Origin of the sequence: Micromonospora sp. NBC_01412 (assembly GCF_045040215.1) — a bacterium.
Taxonomy (GTDB): domain Bacteria; phylum Actinomycetota; class Actinomycetes; order Mycobacteriales; family Micromonosporaceae; genus Micromonospora; species Micromonospora rubida.
On the sequence record NZ_CP109528.1, the window covers coordinates 3,611,905 to 3,636,168 of the forward strand.

Below are 24,264 nucleotides of genomic sequence, written 5' to 3' on the forward strand. Positions count from 1 at the left end.
TTTGGCAAGTGGGGGCACGGCACCGCCCTCCAGTACAGTGAGGTATCTCTATGGCCAGCATTAACGTCCCTCACCTTCTCGCCACCACCCCGACCCGGCTCTTCATCGACGGGCAGTGGCTGCACGCACAGGACGGCGCCACGGTTGCGGTGGTCAACCCCGCGACCGGCGAGGTACTCACGCAGACCGCCAGCGCCTCCCCTGCCGACGGTCGCGCCGCGCTGGACGCCGCCGTCGCCGCCCAGAGCGAGTGGGCCACCGCTGCCCCGCGAACCCGTGGCGACCTGCTGCTCCGGGCCCACGACCTGCTGGTCGAGCGCACCGAGCAGTTCGCCACGCTGATCACCCTGGAAATGGGCAAGCCACTGCCCGAGGCCCGCGGCGAGGTCGCGTACGCGGCGGAGTTCCTGCGCTGGTTCGCCGAGGAGTCCGTCCGGGTCGCCGGCCGGTACCAGGCGGCCCCCGACGGTCGCTCCCGGCTGCTGACCATCAAGCGACCGGTAGGCCCATGCCTGTTCATCACCCCGTGGAACTTCCCCCTGGCAATGGCCGCCCGCAAGATCAGCCCCGCGCTCGCCGCCGGTTGCACCAGCGTGCTCAAGCCGGCCGCGCAGACCCCGCTGACTGCCCTCGCCTTCGCCGCGCTGCTGGCGGAGGTCGGAGTGCCCGCGGGCGTCGTCAACGTGATCCCGACCGCCCACGCCCAGGAGGTGACCGCGCCCCTCATCGCCGACCGTCGGCTGCGCAAACTCTCCTTCACCGGGTCGACCACGGTCGGCCGCGCCCTGCTGCGCCAGGCAGCCGACAACGTGCTGCGCACCTCCATGGAACTCGGCGGCAACGCCCCGTTCCTGGTCTTCGACGACGCCGACCTCGACGCCGCAGTCGCCGGGGCGACCGCGGCGAAGCTGCGCAACATGGGCGAGGCGTGTACGGCCGCCAACCGGTTCTTCGTACACGAGGCGATCGCCGGAGAGTTCTGCGCGCGGCTCGCCGAGGTGTTCGCGTCCTTGTCGGTGGCCGACGGGCTGTCCGACGGCGCCCAGATCGGCCCGCTCATCGACGGCCCGGCCCGCGACGGCGTACACGAACTGGTCACCGACGCCGTGGCGCAGGGGGCGATCGCGGCCACGGGCGGCGAACTGCTGGACGGCTCCGGCTACTTCTATCCCGCGACCGTGCTGACCAACGTGCCAGCCGACGCCCGGGTCCTGCACGAGGAGATCTTCGGCCCCGTGGCCCCGGTGGCCACCTTCCGCACCGAGGCGGAGGCAGTGGCGTTGGCCAACGACTCCGAGTACGGCCTGGCCGGGTACGTCTTCACCAGGGACCTCGCGCGCGTCCTGCGGATGAGCGAGCAGATCGAGGTCGGCATGCTCGGGGTCAACCAGGGGGTCATCTCCAACCCGGCGGCACCGTTCGGTGGTGTCAAACATTCCGGACTGGGCCGGGAGGGCGGAGTCGAGGGCATCGAGGAGTTTCTCGAGACCGTCTACGTCAACCTGCCCGACCCGACAGCGGCGGGCTGAGCGCAGGAACGGGGTCGACAAGGAGCCCGGGCCCACTGGCCCGGGCTCCTTGTCGGTACGCGAAGCGGGCAGCCGTGGCTGACCCAGCGGCTGGAGGTCGGCATGCGCGGGGCGAACCAGGGGACCGTCTCCATCCCGGCGGCACCCTTCGGCGGCGTCACGCAGCCCGGCCTCCGCCGCGAAGGCGGCGGCACCGAGGGGATCGAGGAGCCCTTGGAGACGGTGTACGTGAATCTCCCCGCCCCGACGCGCTGAGGCGAGCCGGAGCGGGCAGCCTCGTACGCGGACAGTCACCATCGGCGTAGCACCCCGTGCGGGTCCAGCACCTGCCGCGCGTCGTCGGTGGCGTGCACCAGCCGGCCAGACTTCACCACCGCGACGACGTTGGTGAGCTGGTCGATGTCCGTGCCCGGGTCGCCGCCGACGAGGAGCAGGTCGGCCCGTGCGCCGGCACGCAACGTGCCAAGGTCGTCGCGACCCAGCACTCCCGCCGCCGCACCCGTGGCCGCGGCGAGTGCCGCCACCGGGCTCAACCCGGCCGCGGTCAATGCCGCAGCCTCCCGTGCCGTCGTACCGTGCCGCACCTCGGTGAAGCCGCCGTCGCTGCCCATGACGAACGGGACTCCCATCGCGTGCAGCCGTGCGGTCATGTCCCGGCGCTCGTCCAGGCCGCGCAGATCGGCGTCGAGTTGGGCTCGTTCGGAGGCGGTGAGCTGCCGGAGCTCGCTGAGCTCGCGGGCGCGTTGGATGCGCGACTCCACGGTGTACAAGGTGGGGTTGACCCACGTGCCGCGCTCTGCGATCGCCTCGGCGAGCTCCGGACGGAACCGGTATGTGCCGTCGGCGTCGTACAGGAACGCGTGCACGAGCAGGTCCACACCAGCGCGGACGGCCATCGCCGTACCCTCGCTGTTGGTGCAGTGCGCCGCTACGGGGAGCCCGATCGCGTGCGCCTCGACGACGGCTGCCCGCATCTCCTCCTCGGTGTACGCGGGCTGGAACCAGGAGCTGTTCCGGGTCGCGCCACCGGTGGCGACCAGTTTGATGGCCGCGGCACCGGCCTTCGCGCGTTCCCGCACCGCCCTGCGCACGCCGTCCGCCCCGTCGGCCTCACCGTTCATCACCCACATGTGGCCGCCGGTACGGGTCACCGGGGGGCCGCTCGCGAGCACCGTCGGCCCGACCAGCGTCCCCTCCTCCAGGGCCTCGCCAAGGTCCAGCACGGTGGTGTCGCGCGAACCCAGGTCCAGCACCGTCGTCACCCCGTGCCGCAGGTACGCCGACGCGGCGGCGTACGACCGGAGCCCCAGCACCCCGTCGCTGACGGAATTGATGCTCTCCAGCGGCTGGCCGTCGCCACGCATGTTGAGGTGCACGTGCAGATCCAGCAGACCCGGCAGCACGGTGGCCTGGGGCAGGTGCGGCACGTCCTCCCCGGTCGCCGGTCGCACCTCGGCGATCCGCTCGCCGTCGATCGTCACCAACACGTCCCGGGTCGCTGGTGCCCCGCTACCGTCGTAGGCGCGACCGACCCTCAGCTGCCACCGCTGCTGTTCCGACATCACCATCCGCCTTTCCTCATTCCGTTCACGACCACCACGCGGCGCATCGGGGCAACAGGTTGCGAGCCAGCCGAAGGTGCACCCCGACCACCCGGTTCACCACCTGGGACAGGCAGACCTGCCCGGCCACCGAACACAGGACGTACGCGTCGGCCTCGGTCAGGCCGGTACTGGCCGCCCAGGTGACCATGTCCTCGGTGGCGATTCGTACCGCCTCGGCCAGGTTGGCGCCGAGCCCCACCGTCGTCAGGTGCTCGGTACTGGTGATGCGGGGATAGCGCAGCAGCACACCCGGTGCGAGGCGCAGGCGTACCCGTAGTACGTCCAGGTCGCACTCGATCGCGGTGCCATTCAACTCACCGTTGCCCTGCGCGGCGTGTCCGTCGCCGAGATAGAGCAATCCGCCGGCGCGCTGCACCGGGAGCCACACGGTACTGCCCGGCACGGCGTCAGCGATGTCCAGATTGCCGCCGAACGTGCCCGGCTCCACCGAGCCGTGCGGCTGCGGCGCTGCCGGGGCCACCCCGACGAAACCGGGAAACGGCCGGATCGGCAGCCGCAGGTCGCCGCTGCTGGCCACCCCCGCGACCGAGTCGATGTCGAAGTGCCGCAGGATCCCGTCCGGGAAACGATCCGCCAGCACACCGCGGGACAACCCGTGCGGGGTGGCCAGGTTGAACCCGTGGGTGCCGGGCCGCGCCTCGATGATCTCCACCCCCAGGGCGTCGCCAGGCCGAGCGCCTTCCACGGCGATCGGCCCGGTCAGGGTGTGCGGACCCACTCCCGGGTACGCGGCGCGCAACCGCAGCACGTCGGCCAGCGTGTGCTCGGGGGTGACCCGGCCGGCCCACAGGCCCAGGGTGCCGGTGACGACCTCGTCGCCGGCGGACACCCGCAGCACCGGCGGTTGGCCACCACCGAACACTCCGACGTGTGCGCTCACCCCTGGGTCGACCGGCAGCTCATGAACTTGCATAACGCCCCCTGAACGGGCCGGGGGCAGGGCTGCGACGCGCCCCTTCCCCGGCCCGGCGAGTCCGGCTGGTCACAGCCGGGGTGTCTTGCCTTCGAATTCGGTGATCGGCTCGCCGGCCAGCTGCCACTTGCCGTTCTGGAACACCTGGATCTGCATCGACTCGAGCGGGAACGGATCGACCTTGCCCGACGTGGCCACCTTGATGCCCCCGATCAGGCCCTTGGGCTCGATGCCGCTGACGTTGCGCGCCGCCTGCATCAGCCCTTCCCGGGTCGGTTCCTTGGCCTGTTCCAGTGCACCGACCATCACCTGCGCCAGCACGAAACCTTGGATGGACTGCGCGTCGTCGACGACGAGGTTGTTCGGACCGTGCTTGGCGGCCACCTCACGGTAGAACTTGATGTCCTCCGTGGAGGCGAACGCCGGGCTCGTCGGATCCATCACGTAACTGGCGGTGTAGGCGCCCTCGGCGGTCTGCGGGCCGGCCGGCTCGATGACGCCCTTGACCGAAGCGGCGATGCTGTTGAGCACCGGCGCTGCCTTCCAGCCCAGCTCGTGTGCCTTGGTCAGTGACTGGATCCCGAACTTGGGGATCGCGAACACCAGGAAGTAGTCGGCCTTGGACGCGGCAAGCGTGGTCACCTGCGAGTCGACCGTGGCTGCCGTGGCGGCGTAGCTCTCCTCAGCGACCACCTTGATCCCGCTGCCCTCGATCGCGTTCTTGAAGCCGCTGCGCAGCTCCTTACCGAAGTCGTCGTTCTGGTACAGGATGGCGACGGTGGCGTTGGGCGACTTCTCGCGCAGGAAGTGGGCGTAGATGGCGGCTTCGGCGGCGTAGGGCACCTGGTACCCCATCGTCCACGGGTACTTCTCCTGCTCGGTGCTCAGAATGCTGGCGCCGGAAGCCATGAACAGCTGCGGCACCTTCTGCTGGTTCAGGTAGTCCCGGGCGGCCAGGCTGGTGCCGGTGCCCAGCAGGCCGAACACCGCGGCTACCTGGTCCCGCTCGACGAGCCGCTTGACCTGCTCCAGCGTGCGCGGCGGCGAGTAGGCGTCGTCGTACCAGGTGAACTTGATCTTCCGGGTCTTGCCGTCGGCCATCTTCACGCCACCGAATTTCTCGTTGACGTAGTTGAAGTAGGCCTGTTCGGCCGCGCAGGTGGTCTGGAACGACGCCAGGTTGCCTGACGCGGCGCAGGTGCTACCCAGGGAAATCTCGGTGTCCGAGAACCCCGGCCCCGCGCCCGCGTCCTGGTCACTGCCGCCGCGCCCACCGCATCCGGCGCTCAGGGCCAACACGAGAGCCGACGCGGTCACCGCCGTCAACAGCCGCGATTTGTTGCGCAACATCGTATTACCTCCAACAGTCCGTCAGGCCAGGCCCGACTGCGTCTTCACGCTCCGGCCGGCCCGGACCCGCCGGGCGAGCCGGCCTGCCAGTCCGGCGATCCCGCCCGGAGCCACGAGAATGGTGAGAATGAGGATCGCGCCGAAGACGAGCCCGGACAGGGAGGTGTTGATGTCTCCACCCCAGATGGGCACGTACTGGACGAAGAAAGCGCCGATGAGTGGGCCGCTGATACTGCCCACGCCACCGACCACGACACCGATGAAGAAGGTGAGGCTGAGCATCAACGGGAAGGATTCCGGTGACGCGAAGCCGACCATCATGGTCTGCACTCCGCCGGCCAGGCCGGCGAAGCCAGCACTGATCACGAAGGTGATCGTGCGGAACCGCGAGACGTCCACGCCGAACGTCGACGCCGCCAGCTCGTTGGACTTGGCGGCCAGCAGCGCCCGCCCCGCATCGCTGCGCATGATGTTGCGGGTCACGAGGAACCCTGCCCCCGCCAACACCAGCGCCACGAAGTACACCCACTGATCCGAAGCGAGCCCGAAGGGCGGGGTGTCGGCGGTTACCACCAGGCCCTGCGATCCGCCGAGCCACTCGAAACGCTGAAACATCGGGACCGCGCACATCGCGAGCGCCACGGTGACCAGGGCCAGGTAGAGGCCCCGCAGGCGAAGCGTCGGCAGGCCGACGACGGCACCCAACGCGGCGGCGACCACCAGGCTCACCGGCAGCGTCGCCAGTAACGGCCAGGACGCGTGGTGCGTGAGCACCGCACTGGTGTAGGCGCCGACCGCGAAGAACGCGCCGTGCCCCAGGGAGATGATCCCGGCGTACCCGGTGACGAGATTCAACCCGACCAGGACGAGGGCGAAGATGAACACCCCGGTGATCTGGTTGACCCGGAACGGCGGCAGTTGGAACGGGGCCGCCACCAGCACCAGCAGCCCGACCACCGATAGCACTGCCAGTACCGGCCGGGGCCGGCGCAGGGTTAGGGAAGCAAACGTCACAGCCGTACCGCCTCAGGCTTGCCGAAGATCCCGGACGGTCGGACCAGCAGGACCACCAGGATGATGACCAGCGCTACGAAGATCCGCATGTCGCCGGTGATGAAGGGGATGTACGTACTGGACAGGTTCTCCGCCACACCCACCAGCAAGCCGCCGACCACGGCGCCGGAGATGCTGTTGAACCCGCCGAGAGTCGCCGCGGCGAAGGCGTAGATGACCGCGGTGAGCATCATGTCCGGACTGAGCGTCAGACGCGGCGCCATGGTGACTCCGGCCAGTGCGCCGATCGCCGCGGCCACCCCCCAGCCGAGCAGGAACATGCCGGTGACCGAGATGCCGACCAGGCGGCTCTGCTGCGGGGCCTCTGCGGCGGCGCGCATCCCAAGTCCCAGCTTGGTGTGCTCGAACACGAGGTAGATCGCGCCGAGGGTCAGCACCAACAGGGCAAAGACACTGACCGCGTCCAACCCCACGACCAGCCCGCCGAACCGGATCGGTTCGCCCTTGATGAGGCTGGGGAAACTCTTGCCCAGCCCGGTCCAGATGTACTGGGCCAGCCCGTTCAGGCTGAGGAACAAGCCGATCGTCACCCCCACCACGGCCAGGTGCGCCGAGGCCGGTACCGGTTTGATGAGGGCCCCGTACACCGCGCCACCGATGACGAACGACACCACGATGGTCAGCAGTACGGCCAGGTAGAACGGCACTCCCCAGGCCATGAACTGCCAGGCCAGGTAGACGGAGAACATCCCCATCTCGCCTTGCGCGAAGTTCACCACGCCGGTCGAGCGGAAGCTGAACACCAGGGCCATGGCGAGAAAGGCGTACATGCCGCCGATCGTCAAGCCCCCGATCACCTGCTGAAGAAACAGAGTCACCGGTCAACCTCCCAGATAGGCGCGGCGGATATCGTCGTTGGCCCGCAGCTCGGCGGCGGGCTGGCTGACCGAGATCCGACCCGCCTCCAGGACGTAGGCACGCGCCGCGATGGCCAGCGACAGGTGCGCGTTCTGTTCCACGATCAACATGCCGGTGCCGAGCGATCCATTGATTTCCTGCAACCGGTGGAACAGGTCCTGCACGATCATCGGAGCCAGGCCCTGCGACGGTTCGTCGAGCAGGAGCAGTCGGGGCCGCAGCATCATCGCCCGTGCGATCGCCAGCATCTGCTGCTCGCCGCCGCTGAGGGTGCCGGCCCGCTGTTTGGCCCGCTTGCCGAGAATCGGGAAGAAGTCCTCCCAGTACGCGACGTCCTGGGCGATCTCCGCCCGATCGTTGCGGGCATAGGCGCCAAGCATCAGGTTCTCGTGCACGGTGAATCCGGGGAACGTGCCCCGTCCCTCGGGCACGTGTGCCAGCCGGGCCGCCACCGCCGCGCGGGCGTCATCGCTGGGCAGCTGCTTGCCGTCCAGGCTGACGGCACCGCGCCGGCCGATCATGCCGGACAGGGCGCGCAGCGTGGTGGTCTTGCCTGCCCCGTTCGAACCCAGCATCGCCACGATCTCGCCGGCCTCGACCGTCAGGTCGATGCCGTGCAGTACCTCGGACCGACCGTATCCGGCGTGCAGATCCTTGACGTCGAGGAGGGTCATTCCGCCGTCCCCAGGTAGGCCGCGACGACTGCGGGATCCTGCTGCACCTGTGTCGGCGACCCAAAAGCGATCCGCTGGCCCGATGCGAGTACGGCGACCTGGTCCGCCAGGCTCATGACCAACTCCATGTGGTGTTCGACGAGGACGATGGTGAGGCCGTGTCGGACGCGCAGTTCACGGATCAGCTCGCCGAGTTCGCGTACCTCGGAATGCACCAGGCCGCTGGCCGGCTCGTCCAACAGCAGTAGCTGCGGCTGAGACAGCAGGGCTCGGGCCAACTCGACCCGCTTGGCCATGCCCAGCGTCAGGTCACCCGGCGCGGCATGGGCCAGCTGGCCGAGGTCCAGCGACCTCAGGATCTCCGCCGCCTCGGCACGCACCCGCTCTTCCTCGGCGCGGAACCGCGGCAGGCGCAGCGCCGCGCTGGCGATGCCCGCCCCGTACCGGTGGTGGGCGCCAAGCATGACGTTCTGCAGTACGTCGAGTTCGGGGAAGAGCGCCAGGTTCTGGAAGGTACGCGCGACGCCGTGCCGGATGACCTGCCGGCGCGGCATGCCGGTGAGGTCGACGCCGTTCCAGCGCACCTGGCCCGACTGCGGCCGGTAGACGCCGGTGACGCAGTTGAACAGCGTCGTCTTTCCCGCTCCGTTGGGACCGATCAACCCGCAGATCCCGCCCGCGGTAACCTGCAGTGACACCTCACGGAGCGCCTGCACTCCGCCGAACGAGATGGACACGTCGGCGAGCTCCAACGGCTGCTCGACCGGCACCGACACCCGCTCCGACTGTCTCGCGGCCATCGCTTCGGCCCCCATCAGACAATCACCAACGGACGGACAGGCGAGCCAGTCGCCCCTCTCAACGGCAGCGGCACCGCGATGAACAGCGCCTCGTAGCGCCCATGTGCGGCAAACTCGTCCAGTGCCAGGTTCTCGAACAGGTAGATGCCCGAGTCGACCAGGAGGATGGCGTGCACCGAGTCGCCGGTGAACGGAATGACCTCGACCACCGGCGTGTCCGCGCCCACCGCCCGTACTCCGAGGCCAGCCAGCCACCGTGCGGCACTCTCATCGATTCCGGGCCAGCCTCGGCCGGTGCCCTGGTACTCCCCGTCGCCGCCGACGCCACCGTTGTACCGCTGGTCGTCGCCCCAGTGGCGTTGCCAGCCGGTGCGGATCAACACCACGTCTCCGGCGCGAATCTCCACGTTCGCCGATTCGGTCACCGCGCGTAGTTCATCGGCGGTTATCGCCTCACCCGCCGTCAACGCCGGTACACGGCGGTGACCGGCGACATCCAGCAGCACGGCGCGGCAGAAGAACGGCGGGATCTCTGCGGCGTCCAGCCGGTCCAAACCGGTCGGCGTCTCCACCTCCTGCGCCCGCACCCCGCCGTATAGCATGCCAGAGCGGGAGAAATGACCCAGCGCGTCAACGTGCGTCGCGGTGTGGGCCGACATGACGATGATCTCGTTGCTGAAGCGGGTGTCGCCTGGGCGCGGCTGCGCGAACCCATCGGCGTGCCGCCGGTTGAGCGTGACGCTGAACGGTACGTGGTGCGGGAACACCGGGATGCCGGGGGCAATCTGGTGCGACAGGTCGAACGAACGGTTCTCTCGCACCAACTCAGGTACCAGCGTGGAGACCGGCAGATCATTCATCCGAGTCGTCCGCCTCTTCGTCCGTGCCGGTCAGCGAGCGCACCAGGGCCTTGACCGCTCGAGTCGCCTCCGGCCCGGCCGCGTTGCCGTAGATCAGGCGCGCCAGTTGGCTGCCCAGGTACGGGTGGAATCCCAGGTCGTACAGGGCGCGGAAGTCACGCGCCTCGATCGCGGCACGTTCGGCCGCAGCCAGCGGGTACCGGTCCAGCACGGCCTTCTCGTCGCGCCCGAACTCCTCGCGCAGCGCCGGGTCCCACTTGAGGTCCATGACAAGATCGTGCGAGGCAAGTCCCGCGTCGAATGCCTTCAGTCCCACTCAGATCACCGCCCCATCACTGACCGGAATTCGCCAAAGCACGCCGCCGACACCGCTCTTCCAGTTCTCGTACGCGGTGTAGCCGAGGTTCTCGCACGGCACGTGGCCGGCCGCGCCCAGCACGACGAGCCACGACAGCAGTTCCGCGGTGCCACCGATGCCCGCGGCCTCCATCCGTTCCATGGTGACCTCGCGCAGAATGCGCTCGTGGTCGCCTTCCACCAGGAGGTCGAGGAACCAGCGGTCGAACTCCTCGTCGATGTAGAAGTACCGTTTGCCGCCGGGTTCGTGGCTGAGCCCACCGGTGCCGAGGACCGCCACCCGACAGTCTTCGGGTAGTTCGTCACGCACGATCTCGGCAAGGGCCTGGCCCACCCGGTAGGCCTGCGCGGGGCCGGGCATCGGCGGCACGGTGACGTTCTGCATCACCGGCACCAATGTCGTTCCCAACTGGTCGAGGTCCGTCCAGACGGTCGGGATGGAGATGTTGTCGTCGAAGCGGAGGTTTTCCGGCTGCGCGAACATCCGGATGCCCCGTCGGGTCATGCCGGTCAACATCGCCTGGGCAACCATCGGGTTTCCGGGCACCGTGTAGTCGCGGCAGCCCAGCCACGGCTTGAACCACTCGTCCGGGCCGGAGTGCGTCTGCCCCATCCCGATGAGGAAGTCCGGGTACGCGCGGGGCCGGCTGTTGGCGAGGTGATCGTTGGCGAAAGCGATCACCACGTCCGGCTGGCTGTCCTGCCAATTCTGTTTGATCCGCCCAAAGCAGGTCCGAACGACGTGCTTGGACTCCTCTGGTGCTTCGGGGAACAGGCCGACGAGGCCGGGGGCGTGGCTCACTGCGGATGCGGACACGATTCGTCCCATAAAGCGAACCTCTCTACGCTGGGCATGACTTCACCGCGGGGGCAGCCACAACCTTGTTGAGCAGCAGGTCCATAGGGTGGAGCTACCGGCGTTGACAGGAAGCTACCCCGGATCGTATATGACATCAACCACGATTTTCTGCACAGTGCGACTACGGTGCGTGATCAGACGACATGCCTGACGCATATAAGGTGGAGTTGGCGAGCGACAGGGCGGCCATTGCCGGGCCCAGGGATTGACCAGCCCTGAAGCTCCACACCTCCCGCTTCGAACAACTCCGCTCGGGTTGCCGGCCGGCCACGCTTGAAGCAGAAGTTACCGGGGAGTAACGTTCGGGCATGACCATCGACTCTCGCCAGGTCGCCGCCGGCATGCTGGAGGCCGTCCCCTTCGCCCGTACGCTCGGCGTCGAATTCGTCGAGGTGGCCCCCGAGGCGGAGGGCGGCGTGCGCGCCGTGGTCCGGTTGCCCGCCTCGCCGGCCACCCACAACCACGTCGGCGGTCCGCACGCCGGGGCGATGTTCACCCTCGGCGAGACCGCCTCCGGCGCGGTCGTGCTGGCCGCGTTCGGCCAACTCCTCGACCGCGCGGTGCCGCTGGCCGTGCGCGCGGAGATCGCGTACCGGAGGCTGGCGATGGGGCCGGTGCTGGCCACCGCGCGGCTCGGCCGGGCGGCACCCGAGGTGATCGCCGAGCTGGACGCCGGCCGGCGACCCGAGTTCCCCGTCGAGGTCGAGATCGCCACCGAGGACGGCACACCGACCTCGGCGATGACCGTGGTCTGGACGCTGCGCCCGAACCGCTGAGCGTGTCGCCACCCCGGCTCCCCGCGCGTCGTGGGGTGAATCCGGTTTGCCGGGTCCGGCCGGTGGATAGATTCGTACCGTGCTGGGCCTGCCTGATCATGTGACCGCCTGTCTCTTCGATCTGGACGGCGTGCTGACCCAGACCGCCCGGGTGCACAACGCGGCGTGGACGCAGACGTTCGACGCATTCCTCCGGCGGCACTCGGCGGCCACCGGTGAGCCGTACCGGCCGTTCGACCCGGGGCCCGACTACAACCGGTACGTCGACGGGCGGCCCCGGGCCGACGGGGTGCGCTCCTTCCTGGCCTCCCGGGGGATCACCCTGCCCGAGGGCGTGCCCGACGACCCGCCGGAGGCGGACACCGTCAACGGGGTGGGCAACCGGAAGAACGTCGTCCTGCTGGAGCGCATCCGCACCGACGGGGTCGAGGTCTATCCGGGCTCGGTGACGTACCTGAAGGCGACGGCCGACGCCGGCCTGCGCCGCGCGGTCGTCTCGGCGAGCGCCAACTGTCGGCAGGTGGTCGTCGCCGCCGGGCTGGAGCCGCTGCTGGAGGCCCGGGTGGACGGGGTGGTCGCCCGCGAGCGAGGGCTGCGCGGCAAGCCGCACCCGGACACCTTCCTGGCCGGGGCGGCGCTGCTCGGGGTCGAGCCGGCCCAGGCGGCCGTCTTCGAGGACGCGCTGGCCGGCGTCGCCGCCGGCCGGGCCGGCGGGTTCGGCTACGTGGTGGGCGTGGACCGGGTGGGCCAGGCCGAAGAGTTACGCGCGCACGGGGCGGACGTCGTGGTGACGGACCTCGGCGACCTGATCGACAGGGGGACACCCGCATGATCCGTGAACGCGCCTATCCGGTGGAGCCCTGGCATATCCGGGAGACCCGCCTCGACCTGGACGTGCTGGCCCAGTCCGAGTCGGTCTTCGCGCTCTCCAACGGGCACATCGGCCTACGCGGCAACCTGGACGAGGGGGAGCCCCACGGCCTGCCCGGCACCTACCTGAACTCCTTCTACGAGCTGCGCCCCTTGCCGTACGCCGAGGCGGGCTTCGGCTTCCCCGAGTCCGGCCAGACCATCGTCAACGTCACCAACGGCAAGCTGATCCGGCTGCTGGTCGACGACGAGCCGCTCGACGTCCGGTACGGCGAACTGCTCGCCCACGAGCGGATCCTCGACCTGCGGGCCGGCACCCTGCACCGGGAGCTGCACTGGCGTTCCCCGGCGGGCCGGGAGGTCAAGGTCCGCAGCACCCGGCTGGTGTCGTTCACCCAGCGGGCGCTCGCCGCCATCAGCTACGAGGTGGAGGCGGTCGACCGGCCCATCCGGCTGATCCTCCAGTCCGAGCTGGTGGCCAACGAGAACCTCCCCGCGCAGAGCCGCGACCCCCGGGTGGCGGCGGTGCTGGAGTCGCCCTTGGTGGCCGAGGAGGAGCTGACCACCGAGGCCGGCGGGCTGCTGATCCACCGGACCAAGGTCAGCGGCCTGCGGGTGGGCGCCGCCATGGACCATGACGTGCACGGCCCGGAGCGCACCACCGTCGAGTCGGAGGGGTACGAGGACTGGGTCCGTACCACCGTCGGGTGCGTGCTCAAGCCCGGCGAGACGCTGCGGGTGGTCAAGTACCTGACGTACGGCTGGTCGAGCAAGCGGTCGCTGCCGGCGCTGCGCGACCAGGTCGGCGCGGCCCTCGCCGCGGCCCGCCTCGACGGCTGGGACGGGCTGCGCCGCGAGCAGCGGGAGTACCTGGACGAGTTCTGGGACGCCGCCGACGTGCGGGTCGAGGGCGACCCGGAGGTGCAGCAGGCGGTGCGGTTCGGCCTGTTCCACGTGCTCCAGGCCGGCGCCCGGGCCGAGCGGCGGCCGATCTCCGCGAAGGGCCTGACCGGCCCCGGGTACGACGGGCACGCGTTCTGGGACACCGAGATGTTCGTGCTGCCGGTGCTCACCTACACCCAGCCAGGCGCGGTCCGCGACGCCCTGTACTGGCGGCACTCCACCCTGGAACAGGCGCAGGACCGGGCCCGGACGCTGAACCTCGACGGCGCGGCCTTCCCGTGGCGCACCATCGAGGGGCCGGAGTCGTCGGCGTACTGGCCGGCGGGGACGGCCGCGTTCCACATCGCCGCCGACGTCGCCGACGCACTGCGCCGGTACATGATGGTCACCGACGACGAGGAGCTGGCCCGGGAGATCGGCCTGGAACTGCTGGTCGAGACAGCCCGGCTGTGGCGTTCGCTCGGGCACCACGACCGGAACGGCCGGTTCCACATCGACGGGGTGACCGGCCCGGACGAGTACACCGCGGTGAAGAACGACAACATCTACACCAACCTGATGGCGCAGCGGAACCTGCTCACCGCCGCCGAGTACGCGATGCGGTTCCGGGACGAGGCGATCGACCTGGGGGTGACCGAGGAGGAGGCGGCGGCCTGGCGGGACGCGGCGAACGCGATGTGCGTCCCGTACGACGACGAGGTCGACGTGCACGAGCAGGTGGACGGCTTCACCCTGCTCCAGGAGTGGGACTTCGAGCACACCCCCGCCGAGAAGTACCCGCTGCTGCTGCACTACCCGTACTTCGACCTGTACCGCAAGCAGGTGGTCAAGCAGGCCGACCTGGTGCTCGCCATGCACTGGCGGGGGGACGCGTTCAGCGACGACGAGAAGCTGCGCAACTTCCTCTACTACGAGCGGCGGACGGTACGCGACTCGTCCCTGTCGGCGTGCACCCAGGCGGTGATGGCGGCCGAGATCGGCTACCTGGAGCTCGCCCACCGGTACCTGCGCGAGGCCGCGCTGATGGACCTGCACGACCTGAACGAGAACACCCGCGACGGGGTGCACATGGCGTCCCTCGCCGGGGCGTGGATCGCCCTGGTCGCCGGGTTCGGGGGGCTGCGCGACCACGACGGGCTGCTGAGGTTCGCGCCCCGGCTGCCCAGCCGGCTCACCCGGCTGGAGTTCTCGTTGCAGTGGCGGGGCATGCGGCTGCGGGTCGACGTCCGGCCGCACCAGACCACGTACGCGCTGCGGCACGGCTGCACCGACGACATGGTGGAGCTGCGACACCACGGCGAGAAGGTGCGGGTCACCTGCGCCGAGCCGGTCACCGTGCCGGTGCCGCCGTTCGACCCGCCCGGCCCCGAGCCGGAGCAGCCACCCCGCCGGGCGCCCCTGCTGCACCTGCCCGACAACGTCAGCTAGCCGACGGCGGCGGGTCCCCGGCCGGGCGGGCGGCGCGCGCCCGCCCGACCGGGGGGCTCAGAACTGCCGCCCGTTGGAGGGGCGGCCGGCCGCGTCGCGTGGGGGGACCGTCCGCGGGTCGTCGGAGGTGCGGGCCTGCGCCGCCTCGTCCGCCCAGTCCCGGCCGCGTTCGGCGTCCCGTTCCCGTCGTTCGTCCCGCTCGGCGGTCTGCTGCCTGGACCTGTCCTGCTGTCGAGCCATGACGATCCTCGCGATCCGTCGGGGCGCGGCTGCGCCGGTGCTGCGGTCACCCGGGCCTTCCCGGTCGGCGGAAGCGCAAACGACGGCAGCGCGGCCCTCACTGCTCCAGGTGGCGGGCGAAGCTCAGCCGCAGGTGGTTCTTCGGCCGGGACCCGACGATCGAGCCGACCACCTCGCCGCGTTGGAACACCAGCAGGGTCGGCATCGACATCACCCCGTACGCCCTGGTGGTCGCCGGGTTCTCGTCCGTGTTGACGGTGACCACGCGCAGCCGGTCCCCGAACTCCCCGGCCAGCTCGGCGAGGCTCCGCGAGACCGCCAGGCAGGGCGGGCACCACTCGGCCCAGAAGTCGACGACCACCGGCCGGTCGGCGGCCAGCACCGTCTCCGCGAACGTGGCGTCGGTGACGGCGGTCAGCGGGGAAGTCCCCGTTTCCTGAAGCATGTTTCCTCCCGGTACGCGATGGCCTGGGTGAGCTGGTCGTGCAACTGCCGCCGTACCGCACCCAGCCGGTCGAGGTAGGCGTCCACCTCGGCGAGCTTGCGACGCAGCACGGCCACGGAGTCCGGGCAGACGTCGCCGGAGGAGTGGCCGGCCCGCAGGCAGGCCACGAACGGCCGGATGTCGTCCAGGCCGAACCCCACGGCCAGCAGGGCGCGGATCTCGTGCACCACCCGCAGCTCCGCCTCGTCGTAGACGCGGTAGCCGTTGGCCGAGCGTTCGGGCCGGACCAGCCCCTGCGTCTCGTAGTACCGCAGTGTCCGGGTGCTCGTACCGGCGCGTTCCGCCAGTTCGCCGATCCGCATCCGACCCTCCTCCGCCCGCCCTGTCCGCCACGCTAGACCTTGTCGCCGGTGTCAAGGCAACGACGAATTCCGGCCGCCGGGGTGGGTAACCGGGCGGGACGAGAAACGGGAAGGGGTGGGCGGATGGCGGCCCGAGGAAAGGCTGGTACGACGACGACCCGGGGCGGCGAGGTCACGATCCCGGTGGGGGACGCCGGGCTGCCGGCCGACGTGTTGGTCCCGGACGGGGCGGCCGGGGTGGTGCTCTTCGCGCACGGCAGCGGCAGCTCGCGGCACAGCCCTCGGAACACGGCCGTCGCCGGGGTGCTGCGCGAGCGGGTGCTCGGCACGGTGCTGGTCGACCTGCTCACCCCGGCGGAGGACCGGGTCGACGCCCGGACGGCCGAACTGCGCTTCGACATCGGGCTGCTCGCCGACCGGTTGGCCGCGATCGTGGACTGGATGGCGGGCGATCCGGCCCTGAGCCGGCTGCCGGTGGGCCTGTTCGGGGCGAGCACCGGCGCCGCCGCCGCACTGGTGGCCGCGGCGGCCCGGCCCGAGCGGGTCCGGGCGGTGGTGTCCCGGGGCGGCCGGCCCGACCTGGCCGGCCCCGCCCTGTCCCGGGTGCACGCCCCGACGCTGCTGCTGGTCGGCGGCCTGGACGAGCAGGTGATCCAGCTGAACGAGGAGGCGGCGGCGGACCTCGGCGAGGTGGCCGAGCTGCGGGTGGTGCCCGGCGCGACCCACCTGTTCGAGGAACCGGGCACGCTGGAGCAGGTCGCCGACGCGGCGGCGGACTGGTTCGCCGCCCACCTGCCCTGACTCAGTCGGTGGTGGGCGGTCGCCCGGCGGCGTCCTGCCGGTGCCGCTGTACGGTGTCGATCACCCGGTACGTGACCGCGGTGATCGGCACCGAGACGAACGCCCCGGCGACCCCGGCGATCAGCGTGCCGGCCGTCACCGCCACCAGGATCACCGCCGGGTGCAGTCGGACCTGGCGCTTCATCACCAGTGGCTCCAGCAGATTCCCCTCGACCTGCTGCACGGTGATCACCGCGGCCAGGGCGAGCAGGGCGACGGCGGGCCCCTTGGCGGCGAGCGCCACCAGCACCGCCACCGCCCCGGCCACGGTGGCCCCGATGATCGGCACGAACCCGCCGAGGAAGGTGATCAGGGCCAGCGGCAGGGCGAGCGGTACCCGAAGCAGCACCAGGGCCAGGCCGATCCCGATCGCGTCGATGGCCGCGATCAACATCGTCCCCCGGCTGTACGCCCCGAGCGTCCGCCAGCCCACCCGGCCGGCCTCGGCGGTGACGTCCCGGTTCGGCCCGGTCATCCGGCGCAGCACCCAGTGCCACATCGACCGGCCGTCCTTGAGCAGGAAGAACAGCAACACCAGGGAGAGCAGGACCGAGCCGAGGATCTCGGTTACCGTCCGGGCCCCGCCGACCGGGTCGGGGGCGCTGCCGCCCAGCCCGTCCCGGGCCTGCTGGATCAGCTTGTCGAGCTGGGAGTCGGTGACCGGGAGCGTGGAGGTGACGAAGTCCCGGCTCCGCTGGAGGCCCTGGTCGAGTTCCTGGCTCAGCTCGCCGAACTGGCTCGCCGTCAGGTTCCACACCAGCACCCCGACGCCGCCCAGGACGCCCAGCAGGAGCAGCACGGTGAGCAGGGCGGCCAGCGCCGCCGGCAGCCGGAGCCGGCGCAGCAGGAGCAGCACCGGGTCGAGCAGCGCGGTGAGGAAGAAGGTCACGGCCAGCGCGATGGCCAGCGGCGCCAGCAGCACGGCGACCTTGCCGACCAGGTACAGGCCGGCGACGACCACCACCAGGCAGGCGCTCCACAGCACCGCCGAGCGGACCAGCCAGGGGAGCCCGGCCCACGCCTGCCGCGTTCCCGTCCCGGCCCCCGGCGCGACCGTCCCGGCCCCCGGCGCGACCGTCCCGGCCCCCGGCGCCACCGCCCCGGCAGCCCTGGCAGTCCCGGCAGTCCCGGCAGCCCCGAGCGCCCCGACAGCCCCGGCCGTCGCGGTCATCGCCGGCCCTGGCCGAGCCGTGGGGTTCCCGTCGTCCGTCGTCCCCTCGGGCGTCCGCCCGGCACCGTCCTCGACCACGTCTGGTCCTCCTCGGTCTCGGCGACCTCCCTACCCGTCCGGCGACTCTCCGACACCCCGCCGTCCGCGCTCGGATCCCGAGGGTGTCGCCTTCGGCGGGTCGGCGTCCGGCCGGGTGCGGCCAGGCGGTGCCGGTTTGCGACCAGCGGCCCAGGGAAGGCTCCGCCAGGACCGAGTGGAGGAGGAACGCGTGAGCAACTTCATGGACAAGGCCAAGGACTTCGTCGACAAGCACGAGAAGCAGGTCGACCAGGGCCTCGACAAGGCCGGCGACATGGTCGACCGGCGCACCGGGGGGAAGCACGACAAGCAGATCGACAAGGGCGTCGACGCGGCCCAGCGGCGCACCGGCGAGGGCGACACCTCGCCACGCTGACCCCGCCGGTCGCGGCCCGAGCGCCCGCGCCCAGCGCCGCCTGCCGGGGCCGCCGTTGCCGACGGGGCCCCCTTCGCCCGCCCTTTGGAGCTGAGTCGTCTGCGTCATCGCCCCGGGCGAGTCGTTTGCGACATCAGCTCCAAAGGGCGGGCGAAGGACATCCACCGTAGGAGAAACGGCGCACGCATCCGCCGCGCAGAAAACACTCACCACGCGCACCGCGACCGACCACGCACAGCCACCGCGCGGAGGGCACCCACGCACCGTGTCGCAGCTGGCGGAGAGGTGGGCGGAAACGTCACTTCCGGGGGTCCCCAGCAAAGGGGGGGTGCCCGGCGGCCGGCTGGCCACCTTCGCCGATCTTGCCGGCAGCCTTCGCCGACCTTGCTTGTCGCCTCCATCTGCCGGGTGGGGCAGCCGAGCCGGCCGGCGGGGTCAGCGGCCGTCGCGGGGCCGAAAGCGGCGAGCGCGTCGGCGTCGCTGTGCCGGGAGCACAGGTACTCGTCGGCCCACGCTGCGGCCTCCGGGAAGCCCGACTCGCCGGCCGGTCCGGCGCGACCTTCACCCACCGGGGTACGAATCCATCCCGGCCACTGGCCGAGGATCGACCTCTCTCGCTACCATCCGCATTCGAGGCATGACTCACCGTGGAGTCGCGCCCGGCGGTCGGACGGCCCGACGGCGGGGCCGTGGAGGAGAGGAAGTCATCCGGTGGCCGACACATCCGAGGCGACGATCGAGCGCTACCCGTTCAGCGATCCCGACCGGCTCAATCTCGACCCGCGTTACGCACTGCTGCGCCGCGACGAGCCGCTGATCCGGGTGCGGCTGCCCTACGGGGAGCCGGCGTGGCTGGCCACCCGGCACGCCGACGTGCGTACGGTGCTCGGCGACGCCCGCTTCAGCCGGGCGGCGGCGGTCGGCCGGGACGAGCCGCGCAACAGCCCCCGCCAGATCCAGCGCGGCATCCTGACCATGGACCCGCCCGACCACACCCGGCTGCGCCGGCTCGTCGCCCGGGCCTTCACGGCACGCCGGGTCGAGGAGCTGCGCCCGCGTACCCGGCAGGTCGCCGACGAACTGGTCGACGGCCTGCTCGCCGCCGGGCCGCCGGCTGACCTGGTGGCCCACCTGGCCACCCCGCTGCCGATCCGGGTCATCTGCGACCTGCTCGGCGTGCCGGTCACCGACCAGGACAAGTTCCACACCTGGTCGGAGGCGATCGTCTCGACCACCTCGCTGAGCGCAGAGCAGGCCCAGCGGTACATCGACAACCTGCTCGCGTACATGGGCGGGCTGATCGCGCAGCGCCGCCAGGAGCCCACGGACGACCTGATCGGCGCGATGGTCCGGGCCCGCGACGCCGACGACCGGCTCAGCGAGGAGGAGGTGGTGCAGCTCGCCGCGGGGCTGCTCGCCGCCGGCCACGAGACCACCGTCACCCAGATCCCCAACTTCGTGTACGTCCTGCTGCACCACCCCGACGAGTGGGCCCGGCTGCGGGCGGACCGAAGCCTGGTGCCGCGCGCCGTCGAGGAGCTGATGCGGTTCGTCCCGCTCGGCGTGACCGCCGCCTTCGCCCGCTACGCCAAGGAGGACGTCGAGGTCGGTGGGGTGCTGGTCCGCGCCGGTGAGCCGGTCGTCGTGTCGATCCCGTCGGCCAACCGCGACGAGACCGTCTTCCCGGACGCCGACCGGCTCGACCTGGGCCGGGAGGTCAACCCGCACCTGGGCTTCGGGCACGGAGTGCACCACTGCGTCGGCGCCCAGCTCGCCCGGATGGAGCTACAGGTGGTGCTGGACGTCCTGCTCGACCGGACCCCGGGGCTGCGGCTGGCGGTGCCCGAGTCGGAGCTGCCCTGGAAGAGCGGCCTGCTGGTGCGCGGCCTGACCGCGATGCCGGTGGCCTGGTGACGGGAAGGGGAACCAGGTGAACGCGGAGGAGGAGACGACCGGCTCCGGGTGGCGGTTGCACGTGGACCCGACCCGGTGCATCGGCTCGGGGATCTGCGCCGGGACAGCGCCCGAGCACTTCACGCTGGTCGAGGGCCTGTCCCGTCCGTTGGCCGAGCAGGTTACGCCCGCCCAGGAGGTGATCGACGCCGCCGACTCCTGCCCGATGGAGGCGATCGTGGTCTCCGACGTGGAGAGCCGTCGGCAGATAGCCCCCGGGCCCTGACCGGGCGGGACACGGCGTACCGCCGGCTGCCAGGCCCGCGACGGGCACGGCAGCCGGCGGACGGTGCCCGTCAGCCCGCTCGCCGTAGGCGGACCGGTGCGGCCGGGGCGGTGCGACGGCCCGCCTCGGACGGCACGACGTTCAGTCCAGGACGGCGGCGAGGGTGCGGCGGGCGGCGGCCGGGTTGGTGCCCATGTAGTACGGCGGCCCGGCGGCCGGCTGCCGCGCGTGCCCGAAAGGGCCGGCCCCCCCGGGTGGGGACCGGCCCTCGCGGGTCGTGCCGGATCAGGAGCTGTAGCCGCGGCCCGCGATCCAGTTGGCCAGCTCGGCGACGTCCATCCAGTACTCCTGGACGGCCGGGTCCGCCGGGTCGGCGATCTTGATCGTGTTGCCGTTGTCCTTGTACTCCACCACGGTCAGGTAGTGGCCCGGGTAGCTGTGCTCCCGACCCTCGGCGTCCACCGCGCCGCCGAGGATGTTGGCGACCACCGGCTCACCCGCGTCCACCGAGGCCTTCACGTCCATCCGCAGCCGCTCGATCTGCTCCTTGGACGCGACGTCCGAGCTGATCTCGGTGGTCTTGTACCTGCCGTCGGTGTACTCGTTCAGCACCCGGGTGATGTCGACGGCCGAGTCGGTGCCGTTCTCGGTCGTGCCGAGCTTGGCGGCCAGCTCGTCCTGGCTGACGGTCCTGCCCTCGGCCGACAGGGCGATCCGGGCCGACGCCGGGCCGCAGTAGTAGAAGTTCGGCTGGGCCTGGTACTCGTAGCCGGCCCGGCGCTCGCTCTTGTCGTCCTTGGTGCTGGTCTTGGTGGTCTTGATGGTCTTGTCGATTCGGAGCGCACCGGTGGGCCCGGTCTTGGCCGGGGCCGCCTGTGCCGCCAGCGCGGGGCCGGCGACGGCACCACCGGTCATCACCAGGCCGGCGACGGACAGCATGCTCTTGCGCAGGATCTTGTTCATGTCGAAGCTCCGTTCGGGGGGTTGCCGTCTCCGGGTTCCGGAGGCGCAAGCACCGGGAAGGGCGATCGGCTGACTCACCATCGGGGGCCACAACGCCCCGGCCCCGCCGCATTTCGGGGGGCGTCCACCCCGCGCGAGGGGTGGTCCTGCTCGGTCGTACGGGGGATTCAACGCGCCGGCAGTCGCTCCGATTCCGCCCCCGGGGCCCGGTCCCGTCCCGGCGCGACCCGTCCCGGCTCAGGCGCGGAACTTGGACAGTTGTCGTTCCGGGCAGACGGTAACTGTCCAAGATCCACCTTGGGACGCGGCGACGGCCGACGGCAGACGGCCGGTGGGCGGGCGCGGCGGCGTGTGGGCGCGCGGCGTGGGGGCGCGGCGGTGTGGGGGCACGGCGGCGTGGGGGCACGCGGGGTGCGGGCACGTGGCGAACCGGCTATCCGGCCACAGACCGGCCAGAATGTGGGTCACGGTGATTTCGATGACCAGCCGGTGCGGATCGGGACGCGGGGTGCGGTATCGCTCGGCGTATCGCTTTCGGCCTCGACGACCGCCGCCGGGGTGGAGCGGACCACGCCCGGCCCTCGACGGTCACACGGGACGCCCCGACGTGGGGCGGCCGGGTCAGGGCACCGGGCGACGGGTCTCCTCGTCGTGGGGCTCCGGCTGGCCGGGCAGTCGCCGCTCGGCGGCGCGGCGCTGCTGGACGAGCCGGCCCAGGTAGATCAGGGCACCGGCGAGCACCCCGATGTCGTCCAGGTAGATCGGGTCGGGCAGCACGTCGATCGGGAAGATCGTGTAGGCCAACGCGCCCCAGAAGGCGACCTTGCCCCCCACGCCCAGCGTGCCGAGCATCTTGCGGGTGCGTACCACCCGCACGGCCAGCAGGATGGCGCCGACCAGCGTCGCCGCGACGACCAGGGCGGCGACCGCCAGCAGCCAGTAGCGCTCGTTCATGCCGCCACGCTAGCCGAGATCACCAAGATCACGCTCGATCGCGGCATCCGGGGTCGGGCGGGACGGCCGGGGCGTCAGGGGCGTCAGGCGGGGACGGTGGCACGGCCCCGGGCTGTGGCGCGTCCCCGGGCTGTGGTGCGGCCCTGGGCGGTGGCGCGTCCCCGGGTCACGGCGGCACGTCCCCGGGCCACGGTCGGCAGGTCCCGGGTGACGGTCGGCAGGTCCCGAGTGACGGTCGGCGCCTCGCGGGCGAGCACTGGCATCTCGCGGGTCTGCTCGGCGGCCGGCGGCTCGTCGGTCACCCCGGGCAGCAGCGACTGCTCCTGCTCGGCGGGGGCGGTGGCGGCGAACGCCTCTTCCCGGAGGCTGCGCGCGGCGAGGACGGCCTGCTCGGCGGCCCGCCAGGCGGCCTGCTCCCGTTCCCGGGCCGCCTGCTGCCGGGTGCGCAGCTGGTCCCGTACCGCGCGGCGCAGCACCAGTTCCTGCTCGACCGGGTGCAGCCGGGGATCCCAACCGTCGCGGTGCGCGAAGACGTCGCTGAGCTGCTCCTCCGACAGCTCCCGACGCCAGTACGCGTCCAGCGCGGCCCGGTGCAGGTAGCGCTCGCGGTCGGCGTACTCGGCGGGGGTGCGCTCGGTGTGCGGCTGGGGGAGGCCGGCGGTGGCGGCCAGCCGGCGGACGTCGGCCTCCGCGACCTCGCACGCCTGCCAGACGGTCTCCACCTCCTCCTGGGCGGACAGCCACTCGGCCCGCAGCCGCTGGCCGGTGGCCGCCGCCCGCTCCGCCGCGGTCGCCACCTCCCCCGCGTAGCGGCGCCGTTCCCGGTCCTCCGTCGCCTGTTCCAGCAGGCTCGGCATGGCGGCCTCGCGGAAGCGCCCGCCGATCACGGAGCGGAACAGGCCCGGCCGGACGACCAGGGTGGTCACCGCGACGGCGATGACGCCGAGGAGGGCCAGCCAGATCGCGGCGGCCCGGGGCACGTCGAGCAGGACGGAGGAGATGGCGGTTTGCATGGGGAACACCTCGGGTGGGACGACGTGGACTGACGGTCGGCCCGCTGTGCGGGCGGTGGGCCGCGGGTGAACCGGTGCCGGACGGGCCCTCGCCGGGGTCGTCAGCGTTGCGGGTGACGGTGGGCGTGGTCGTCAGCGAGCCCGCGGAGAGCGATGCGGTGCCGGGGCGGCGCAAGCGCGGCGCCGGGACGGCCCGGGTCGGGCGTGATCGGCCCGGGTCAGTGCCGGGGCGGGCCGCGCCGGACGACGGCGCCGAGGGCCGGGTCCACAGCGGGGCGGTCGACCGAAACGGCCGCCGTTACAGCCGTCGCGGTCGCCGCAGGGGCGGTCGCCGGTCGCCGGTCGTTGTCGAGGGCCGGACGGGCGGCTGGCCCAGCGCGCAGCTCGGCGGCCGGCCCGGACCCGGGTCGCAGCTCGGCCACCCGGCTGGTCACCACGGCGGGGCGGGTCAGCCCGGCGGCGGTGGCGGCGGTTGAGGGGGCCGTCAGGGCGGACACCCCGCCGAGGCCGACCGCGAGGACCAGGGCGGTCAGCGCGAGGCGACCCAGTTCCCGGATGCGGCGCAGCGTCGCCTGCCACGACGGGCGTTCCCCGCGCAGCGTCACCGGCCGGGAGGGGCGGGCGAACGCTAGGGACTGCACGACACCAACCTATCCCCGTTCCGGTCCACCCGCAGCCTCGGCGGAGCGCCGTAGGGGTGAGCCGGGCCACGAACCGGAGCTGTGGACAGACGGGCGCCGCTGGAACCCGACGGCCGAGCGGCCGGC

General features: G+C 71.6%; 27 protein-coding genes. 9 read left to right on the forward strand and 18 right to left on the reverse strand.

Going from position 1 to position 24,264, the window contains the following annotated elements; genetic code table 11:
• The first annotated feature begins 50 nt into the window (after nucleotides 1-50).
• Together OG617_RS16670 and OG617_RS16675 are read left to right on the forward strand one after the other, a co-directional pair.
• Complete coding sequence (locus OG617_RS16670; RefSeq protein ID WP_405102807.1) at nucleotides 51-1,529, forward strand: NAD-dependent succinate-semialdehyde dehydrogenase; 1,479 nt, start codon at nucleotides 51-53, stop codon at nucleotides 1,527-1,529.
• A 102-nt stretch (nucleotides 1,530-1,631) separates the two neighbouring features.
• On the forward strand, nucleotides 1,632-1,784 hold the full coding sequence (locus OG617_RS16675; RefSeq protein WP_405102809.1) for a hypothetical protein: 153 nt from the start codon (nucleotides 1,632-1,634) through the stop codon (nucleotides 1,782-1,784).
• A 35-nt stretch (nucleotides 1,785-1,819) separates the two neighbouring features.
• Here the strand turns inward: OG617_RS16675 and OG617_RS16680 are convergent, their stop codons facing one another.
• The 10 genes from OG617_RS16680 to OG617_RS16725 all read right to left on the reverse strand — a co-directional run bounded on the left by OG617_RS16680 (nucleotide 1,820) and on the right by OG617_RS16725 (nucleotide 10,869).
• Complete coding sequence (locus OG617_RS16680; protein WP_405102811.1) at nucleotides 1,820-3,097, reverse strand: amidohydrolase family protein; 1,278 nt, start codon at nucleotides 3,095-3,097, stop codon at nucleotides 1,820-1,822.
• A gap of 19 nt (nucleotides 3,098-3,116) precedes the next feature.
• Nucleotides 3,117-4,034, reverse strand: coding sequence for an acetamidase/formamidase family protein (locus OG617_RS16685; RefSeq protein ID WP_405102813.1), 918 nt, complete (start codon nucleotides 4,032-4,034; stop codon nucleotides 3,117-3,119).
• A 102-nt stretch (nucleotides 4,035-4,136) separates the two neighbouring features.
• Nucleotides 4,137-5,363 (reverse strand): ABC transporter substrate-binding protein, encoded by a 1,227-nt coding sequence (locus OG617_RS16690; protein ID WP_405102815.1) that lies wholly within the window; start codon nucleotides 5,361-5,363, stop codon nucleotides 4,137-4,139.
• A gap of 75 nt (nucleotides 5,364-5,438) precedes the next feature.
• A complete protein-coding gene (locus tag OG617_RS16695) occupies nucleotides 5,439-6,431 on the reverse strand; it encodes a branched-chain amino acid ABC transporter permease (protein ID WP_405102817.1) in 993 nt (330 codons plus the stop codon).
• On the reverse strand, nucleotides 6,428-7,309 hold the full coding sequence (locus tag OG617_RS16700) for a branched-chain amino acid ABC transporter permease (protein WP_405102819.1): 882 nt from the start codon (nucleotides 7,307-7,309) through the stop codon (nucleotides 6,428-6,430). Before OG617_RS16700 ends, OG617_RS16695 begins: the two co-directional genes overlap by 4 nt.
• A gap of 3 nt (nucleotides 7,310-7,312) precedes the next feature.
• On the reverse strand, nucleotides 7,313-8,023 hold the full coding sequence (locus OG617_RS16705; protein ID WP_405102821.1) for an ABC transporter ATP-binding protein: 711 nt from the start codon (nucleotides 8,021-8,023) through the stop codon (nucleotides 7,313-7,315).
• On the reverse strand, nucleotides 8,020-8,775 hold the full coding sequence (locus tag OG617_RS16710; protein WP_405102823.1) for an ABC transporter ATP-binding protein: 756 nt from the start codon (nucleotides 8,773-8,775) through the stop codon (nucleotides 8,020-8,022). Before OG617_RS16710 ends, OG617_RS16705 begins: the two co-directional genes overlap by 4 nt.
• Before the next feature lie 62 nt (nucleotides 8,776-8,837).
• Complete coding sequence (locus OG617_RS16715) at nucleotides 8,838-9,683, reverse strand: cyclase family protein (protein ID WP_405102825.1); 846 nt, start codon at nucleotides 9,681-9,683, stop codon at nucleotides 8,838-8,840.
• Nucleotides 9,676-9,951, reverse strand: a complete 276-nt coding sequence (locus OG617_RS16720) for a hypothetical protein (protein WP_405102827.1) — start codon at nucleotides 9,949-9,951, stop codon at nucleotides 9,676-9,678. The genes OG617_RS16715 and OG617_RS16720 overlap by 8 nt, the downstream gene beginning before the upstream one ends.
• Nucleotides 9,952-9,999: 48 nt before the next feature.
• Nucleotides 10,000-10,869, reverse strand: coding sequence for a hypothetical protein (locus OG617_RS16725; RefSeq protein ID WP_405102829.1), 870 nt, complete (start codon nucleotides 10,867-10,869; stop codon nucleotides 10,000-10,002).
• A 338-nt stretch (nucleotides 10,870-11,207) separates the two neighbouring features.
• Here OG617_RS16725 and OG617_RS16730 point away from each other — a divergent pair, with 338 nt between their 5' ends.
• The 3 genes from OG617_RS16730 (at nucleotide 11,208) to OG617_RS16740 (ending at nucleotide 14,876) form a co-directional block, all read left to right on the forward strand.
• Nucleotides 11,208-11,675: a DUF4442 domain-containing protein gene (locus tag OG617_RS16730; protein ID WP_405102831.1), complete on the forward strand. Its 468-nt coding sequence runs from the start codon at nucleotides 11,208-11,210 to the stop codon at nucleotides 11,673-11,675.
• A gap of 79 nt (nucleotides 11,676-11,754) precedes the next feature.
• Entirely contained in the window at nucleotides 11,755-12,507 is a 753-nt protein-coding gene (locus OG617_RS16735; protein WP_396680413.1) for a beta-phosphoglucomutase family hydrolase, read from the forward strand.
• Nucleotides 12,504-14,876 (forward strand): glycoside hydrolase family 65 protein, encoded by a 2,373-nt coding sequence (locus tag OG617_RS16740; protein ID WP_405102834.1) that lies wholly within the window; start codon nucleotides 12,504-12,506, stop codon nucleotides 14,874-14,876. The genes OG617_RS16735 and OG617_RS16740 overlap by 4 nt, the downstream gene beginning before the upstream one ends.
• A gap of 57 nt (nucleotides 14,877-14,933) precedes the next feature.
• Here the strand turns inward: OG617_RS16740 and OG617_RS16745 are convergent, their stop codons facing one another.
• The 3 genes from OG617_RS16745 to OG617_RS16755 all read right to left on the reverse strand — a co-directional run bounded on the left by OG617_RS16745 (nucleotide 14,934) and on the right by OG617_RS16755 (nucleotide 15,923).
• On the reverse strand, nucleotides 14,934-15,116 hold the full coding sequence (locus OG617_RS16745; RefSeq protein ID WP_396680409.1) for a hypothetical protein: 183 nt from the start codon (nucleotides 15,114-15,116) through the stop codon (nucleotides 14,934-14,936).
• Nucleotides 15,117-15,213: 97 nt separating this feature from the next.
• The gene (locus tag OG617_RS16750) at nucleotides 15,214-15,561 is read right to left on the reverse strand and encodes a thioredoxin family protein (RefSeq protein ID WP_405102836.1); all 348 of its coding nucleotides are present in this window, start codon (nucleotides 15,559-15,561) and stop codon (nucleotides 15,214-15,216) included.
• Complete coding sequence (locus tag OG617_RS16755) at nucleotides 15,531-15,923, reverse strand: MerR family transcriptional regulator (protein ID WP_161689195.1); 393 nt, start codon at nucleotides 15,921-15,923, stop codon at nucleotides 15,531-15,533. Before OG617_RS16755 ends, OG617_RS16750 begins: the two co-directional genes overlap by 31 nt.
• 123 nt (nucleotides 15,924-16,046) lie before the next feature.
• Here OG617_RS16755 and OG617_RS16760 point away from each other — a divergent pair, with 123 nt between their 5' ends.
• Nucleotides 16,047-16,724 carry a dienelactone hydrolase family protein gene (locus OG617_RS16760; RefSeq protein WP_405102838.1) on the forward strand — a complete coding sequence of 226 codons (678 nt, stop codon included), beginning with the start codon at nucleotides 16,047-16,049 and terminating at the stop codon, nucleotides 16,722-16,724.
• Between the two features lies 1 nt (nucleotide 16,725).
• On the opposite strand, the gene OG617_RS16765 is transcribed toward OG617_RS16760, so the two are convergent.
• The gene (locus tag OG617_RS16765) at nucleotides 16,726-18,012 is read right to left on the reverse strand and encodes an AI-2E family transporter (protein WP_405102840.1); all 1,287 of its coding nucleotides are present in this window, start codon (nucleotides 18,010-18,012) and stop codon (nucleotides 16,726-16,728) included.
• A 190-nt stretch (nucleotides 18,013-18,202) separates the two neighbouring features.
• Here OG617_RS16765 and OG617_RS16770 point away from each other — a divergent pair, with 190 nt between their 5' ends.
• The 3 genes from OG617_RS16770 (at nucleotide 18,203) to OG617_RS16780 (ending at nucleotide 20,567) form a co-directional block, all read left to right on the forward strand.
• Entirely contained in the window at nucleotides 18,203-18,388 is a 186-nt protein-coding gene (locus OG617_RS16770; RefSeq protein WP_405102842.1) for an antitoxin, read from the forward strand.
• A gap of 711 nt (nucleotides 18,389-19,099) precedes the next feature.
• Nucleotides 19,100-20,302: a cytochrome P450 gene (locus OG617_RS16775; protein WP_405102844.1), complete on the forward strand. Its 1,203-nt coding sequence runs from the start codon at nucleotides 19,100-19,102 to the stop codon at nucleotides 20,300-20,302.
• 16 nt (nucleotides 20,303-20,318) lie between these two features.
• Nucleotides 20,319-20,567: a ferredoxin gene (locus tag OG617_RS16780; protein WP_405102846.1), complete on the forward strand. Its 249-nt coding sequence runs from the start codon at nucleotides 20,319-20,321 to the stop codon at nucleotides 20,565-20,567.
• Between the two features lie 285 nt (nucleotides 20,568-20,852).
• Here OG617_RS16780 and OG617_RS16785 read toward each other — a convergent pair whose 3' ends face one another.
• The 4 genes from OG617_RS16785 to OG617_RS16800 all read right to left on the reverse strand — a co-directional run bounded on the left by OG617_RS16785 (nucleotide 20,853) and on the right by OG617_RS16800 (nucleotide 24,138).
• The gene (locus OG617_RS16785) at nucleotides 20,853-21,530 is read right to left on the reverse strand and encodes a C39 family peptidase (protein ID WP_405102848.1); all 678 of its coding nucleotides are present in this window, start codon (nucleotides 21,528-21,530) and stop codon (nucleotides 20,853-20,855) included.
• Between the two features lie 621 nt (nucleotides 21,531-22,151).
• The gene (locus OG617_RS16790; protein ID WP_405102850.1) at nucleotides 22,152-22,484 is read right to left on the reverse strand and encodes a YkvA family protein; all 333 of its coding nucleotides are present in this window, start codon (nucleotides 22,482-22,484) and stop codon (nucleotides 22,152-22,154) included.
• Between the two features lie 83 nt (nucleotides 22,485-22,567).
• Nucleotides 22,568-23,497, reverse strand: coding sequence for a hypothetical protein (locus OG617_RS16795; RefSeq protein WP_405102852.1), 930 nt, complete (start codon nucleotides 23,495-23,497; stop codon nucleotides 22,568-22,570).
• A gap of 218 nt (nucleotides 23,498-23,715) precedes the next feature.
• On the reverse strand, nucleotides 23,716-24,138 hold the full coding sequence (locus OG617_RS16800; RefSeq protein WP_405102854.1) for a hypothetical protein: 423 nt from the start codon (nucleotides 24,136-24,138) through the stop codon (nucleotides 23,716-23,718).
• Nucleotides 24,139-24,264 lie beyond the last annotated feature (126 nt).

Excerpts from the sequence above, each read along its gene's own strand:
- OG617_RS16670 (WP_405102807.1), top strand. The coding sequence starts at position 51 with ATGGCCAGCATTAACGTCCCTCACCTTCTCGCCACCACCCCGACCCGG.
- OG617_RS16675 (WP_405102809.1), top strand. The coding sequence starts at position 1,632 with ATGCGCGGGGCGAACCAGGGGACCGTCTCCATCCCGGCGGCACCCTTC.
- OG617_RS16680 (WP_405102811.1), bottom strand. The coding sequence starts at position 3,097 with ATGGTGATGTCGGAACAGCAGCGGTGGCAGCTGAGGGTCGGTCGCGCC.
- OG617_RS16705 (WP_405102821.1), bottom strand. The coding sequence starts at position 8,023 with ATGACCCTCCTCGACGTCAAGGATCTGCACGCCGGATACGGTCGGTCC.
- OG617_RS16715 (WP_405102825.1), bottom strand. The coding sequence starts at position 9,683 with ATGAATGATCTGCCGGTCTCCACGCTGGTACCTGAGTTGGTGCGAGAG.
- OG617_RS16720 (WP_405102827.1), bottom strand. The coding sequence starts at position 9,951 with ATGGACCTCAAGTGGGACCCGGCGCTGCGCGAGGAGTTCGGGCGCGAC.
- OG617_RS16725 (WP_405102829.1), bottom strand. The coding sequence starts at position 10,869 with ATGGGACGAATCGTGTCCGCATCCGCAGTGAGCCACGCCCCCGGCCTC.
- OG617_RS16730 (WP_405102831.1), top strand. The coding sequence starts at position 11,208 with ATGACCATCGACTCTCGCCAGGTCGCCGCCGGCATGCTGGAGGCCGTC.
- OG617_RS16740 (WP_405102834.1), top strand. The coding sequence starts at position 12,504 with ATGATCCGTGAACGCGCCTATCCGGTGGAGCCCTGGCATATCCGGGAG.
- OG617_RS16745 (WP_396680409.1), bottom strand. The coding sequence starts at position 15,116 with ATGGCTCGACAGCAGGACAGGTCCAGGCAGCAGACCGCCGAGCGGGAC.
- OG617_RS16750 (WP_405102836.1), bottom strand. The coding sequence starts at position 15,561 with ATGCTTCAGGAAACGGGGACTTCCCCGCTGACCGCCGTCACCGACGCC.
- OG617_RS16755 (WP_161689195.1), bottom strand. The coding sequence starts at position 15,923 with ATGCGGATCGGCGAACTGGCGGAACGCGCCGGTACGAGCACCCGGACA.
- OG617_RS16760 (WP_405102838.1), top strand. The coding sequence starts at position 16,047 with ATGGCGGCCCGAGGAAAGGCTGGTACGACGACGACCCGGGGCGGCGAG.
- OG617_RS16785 (WP_405102848.1), bottom strand. The coding sequence starts at position 21,530 with ATGAACAAGATCCTGCGCAAGAGCATGCTGTCCGTCGCCGGCCTGGTG.
- OG617_RS16790 (WP_405102850.1), bottom strand. The coding sequence starts at position 22,484 with ATGAACGAGCGCTACTGGCTGCTGGCGGTCGCCGCCCTGGTCGTCGCG.
- OG617_RS16795 (WP_405102852.1), bottom strand. The coding sequence starts at position 23,497 with ATGCAAACCGCCATCTCCTCCGTCCTGCTCGACGTGCCCCGGGCCGCC.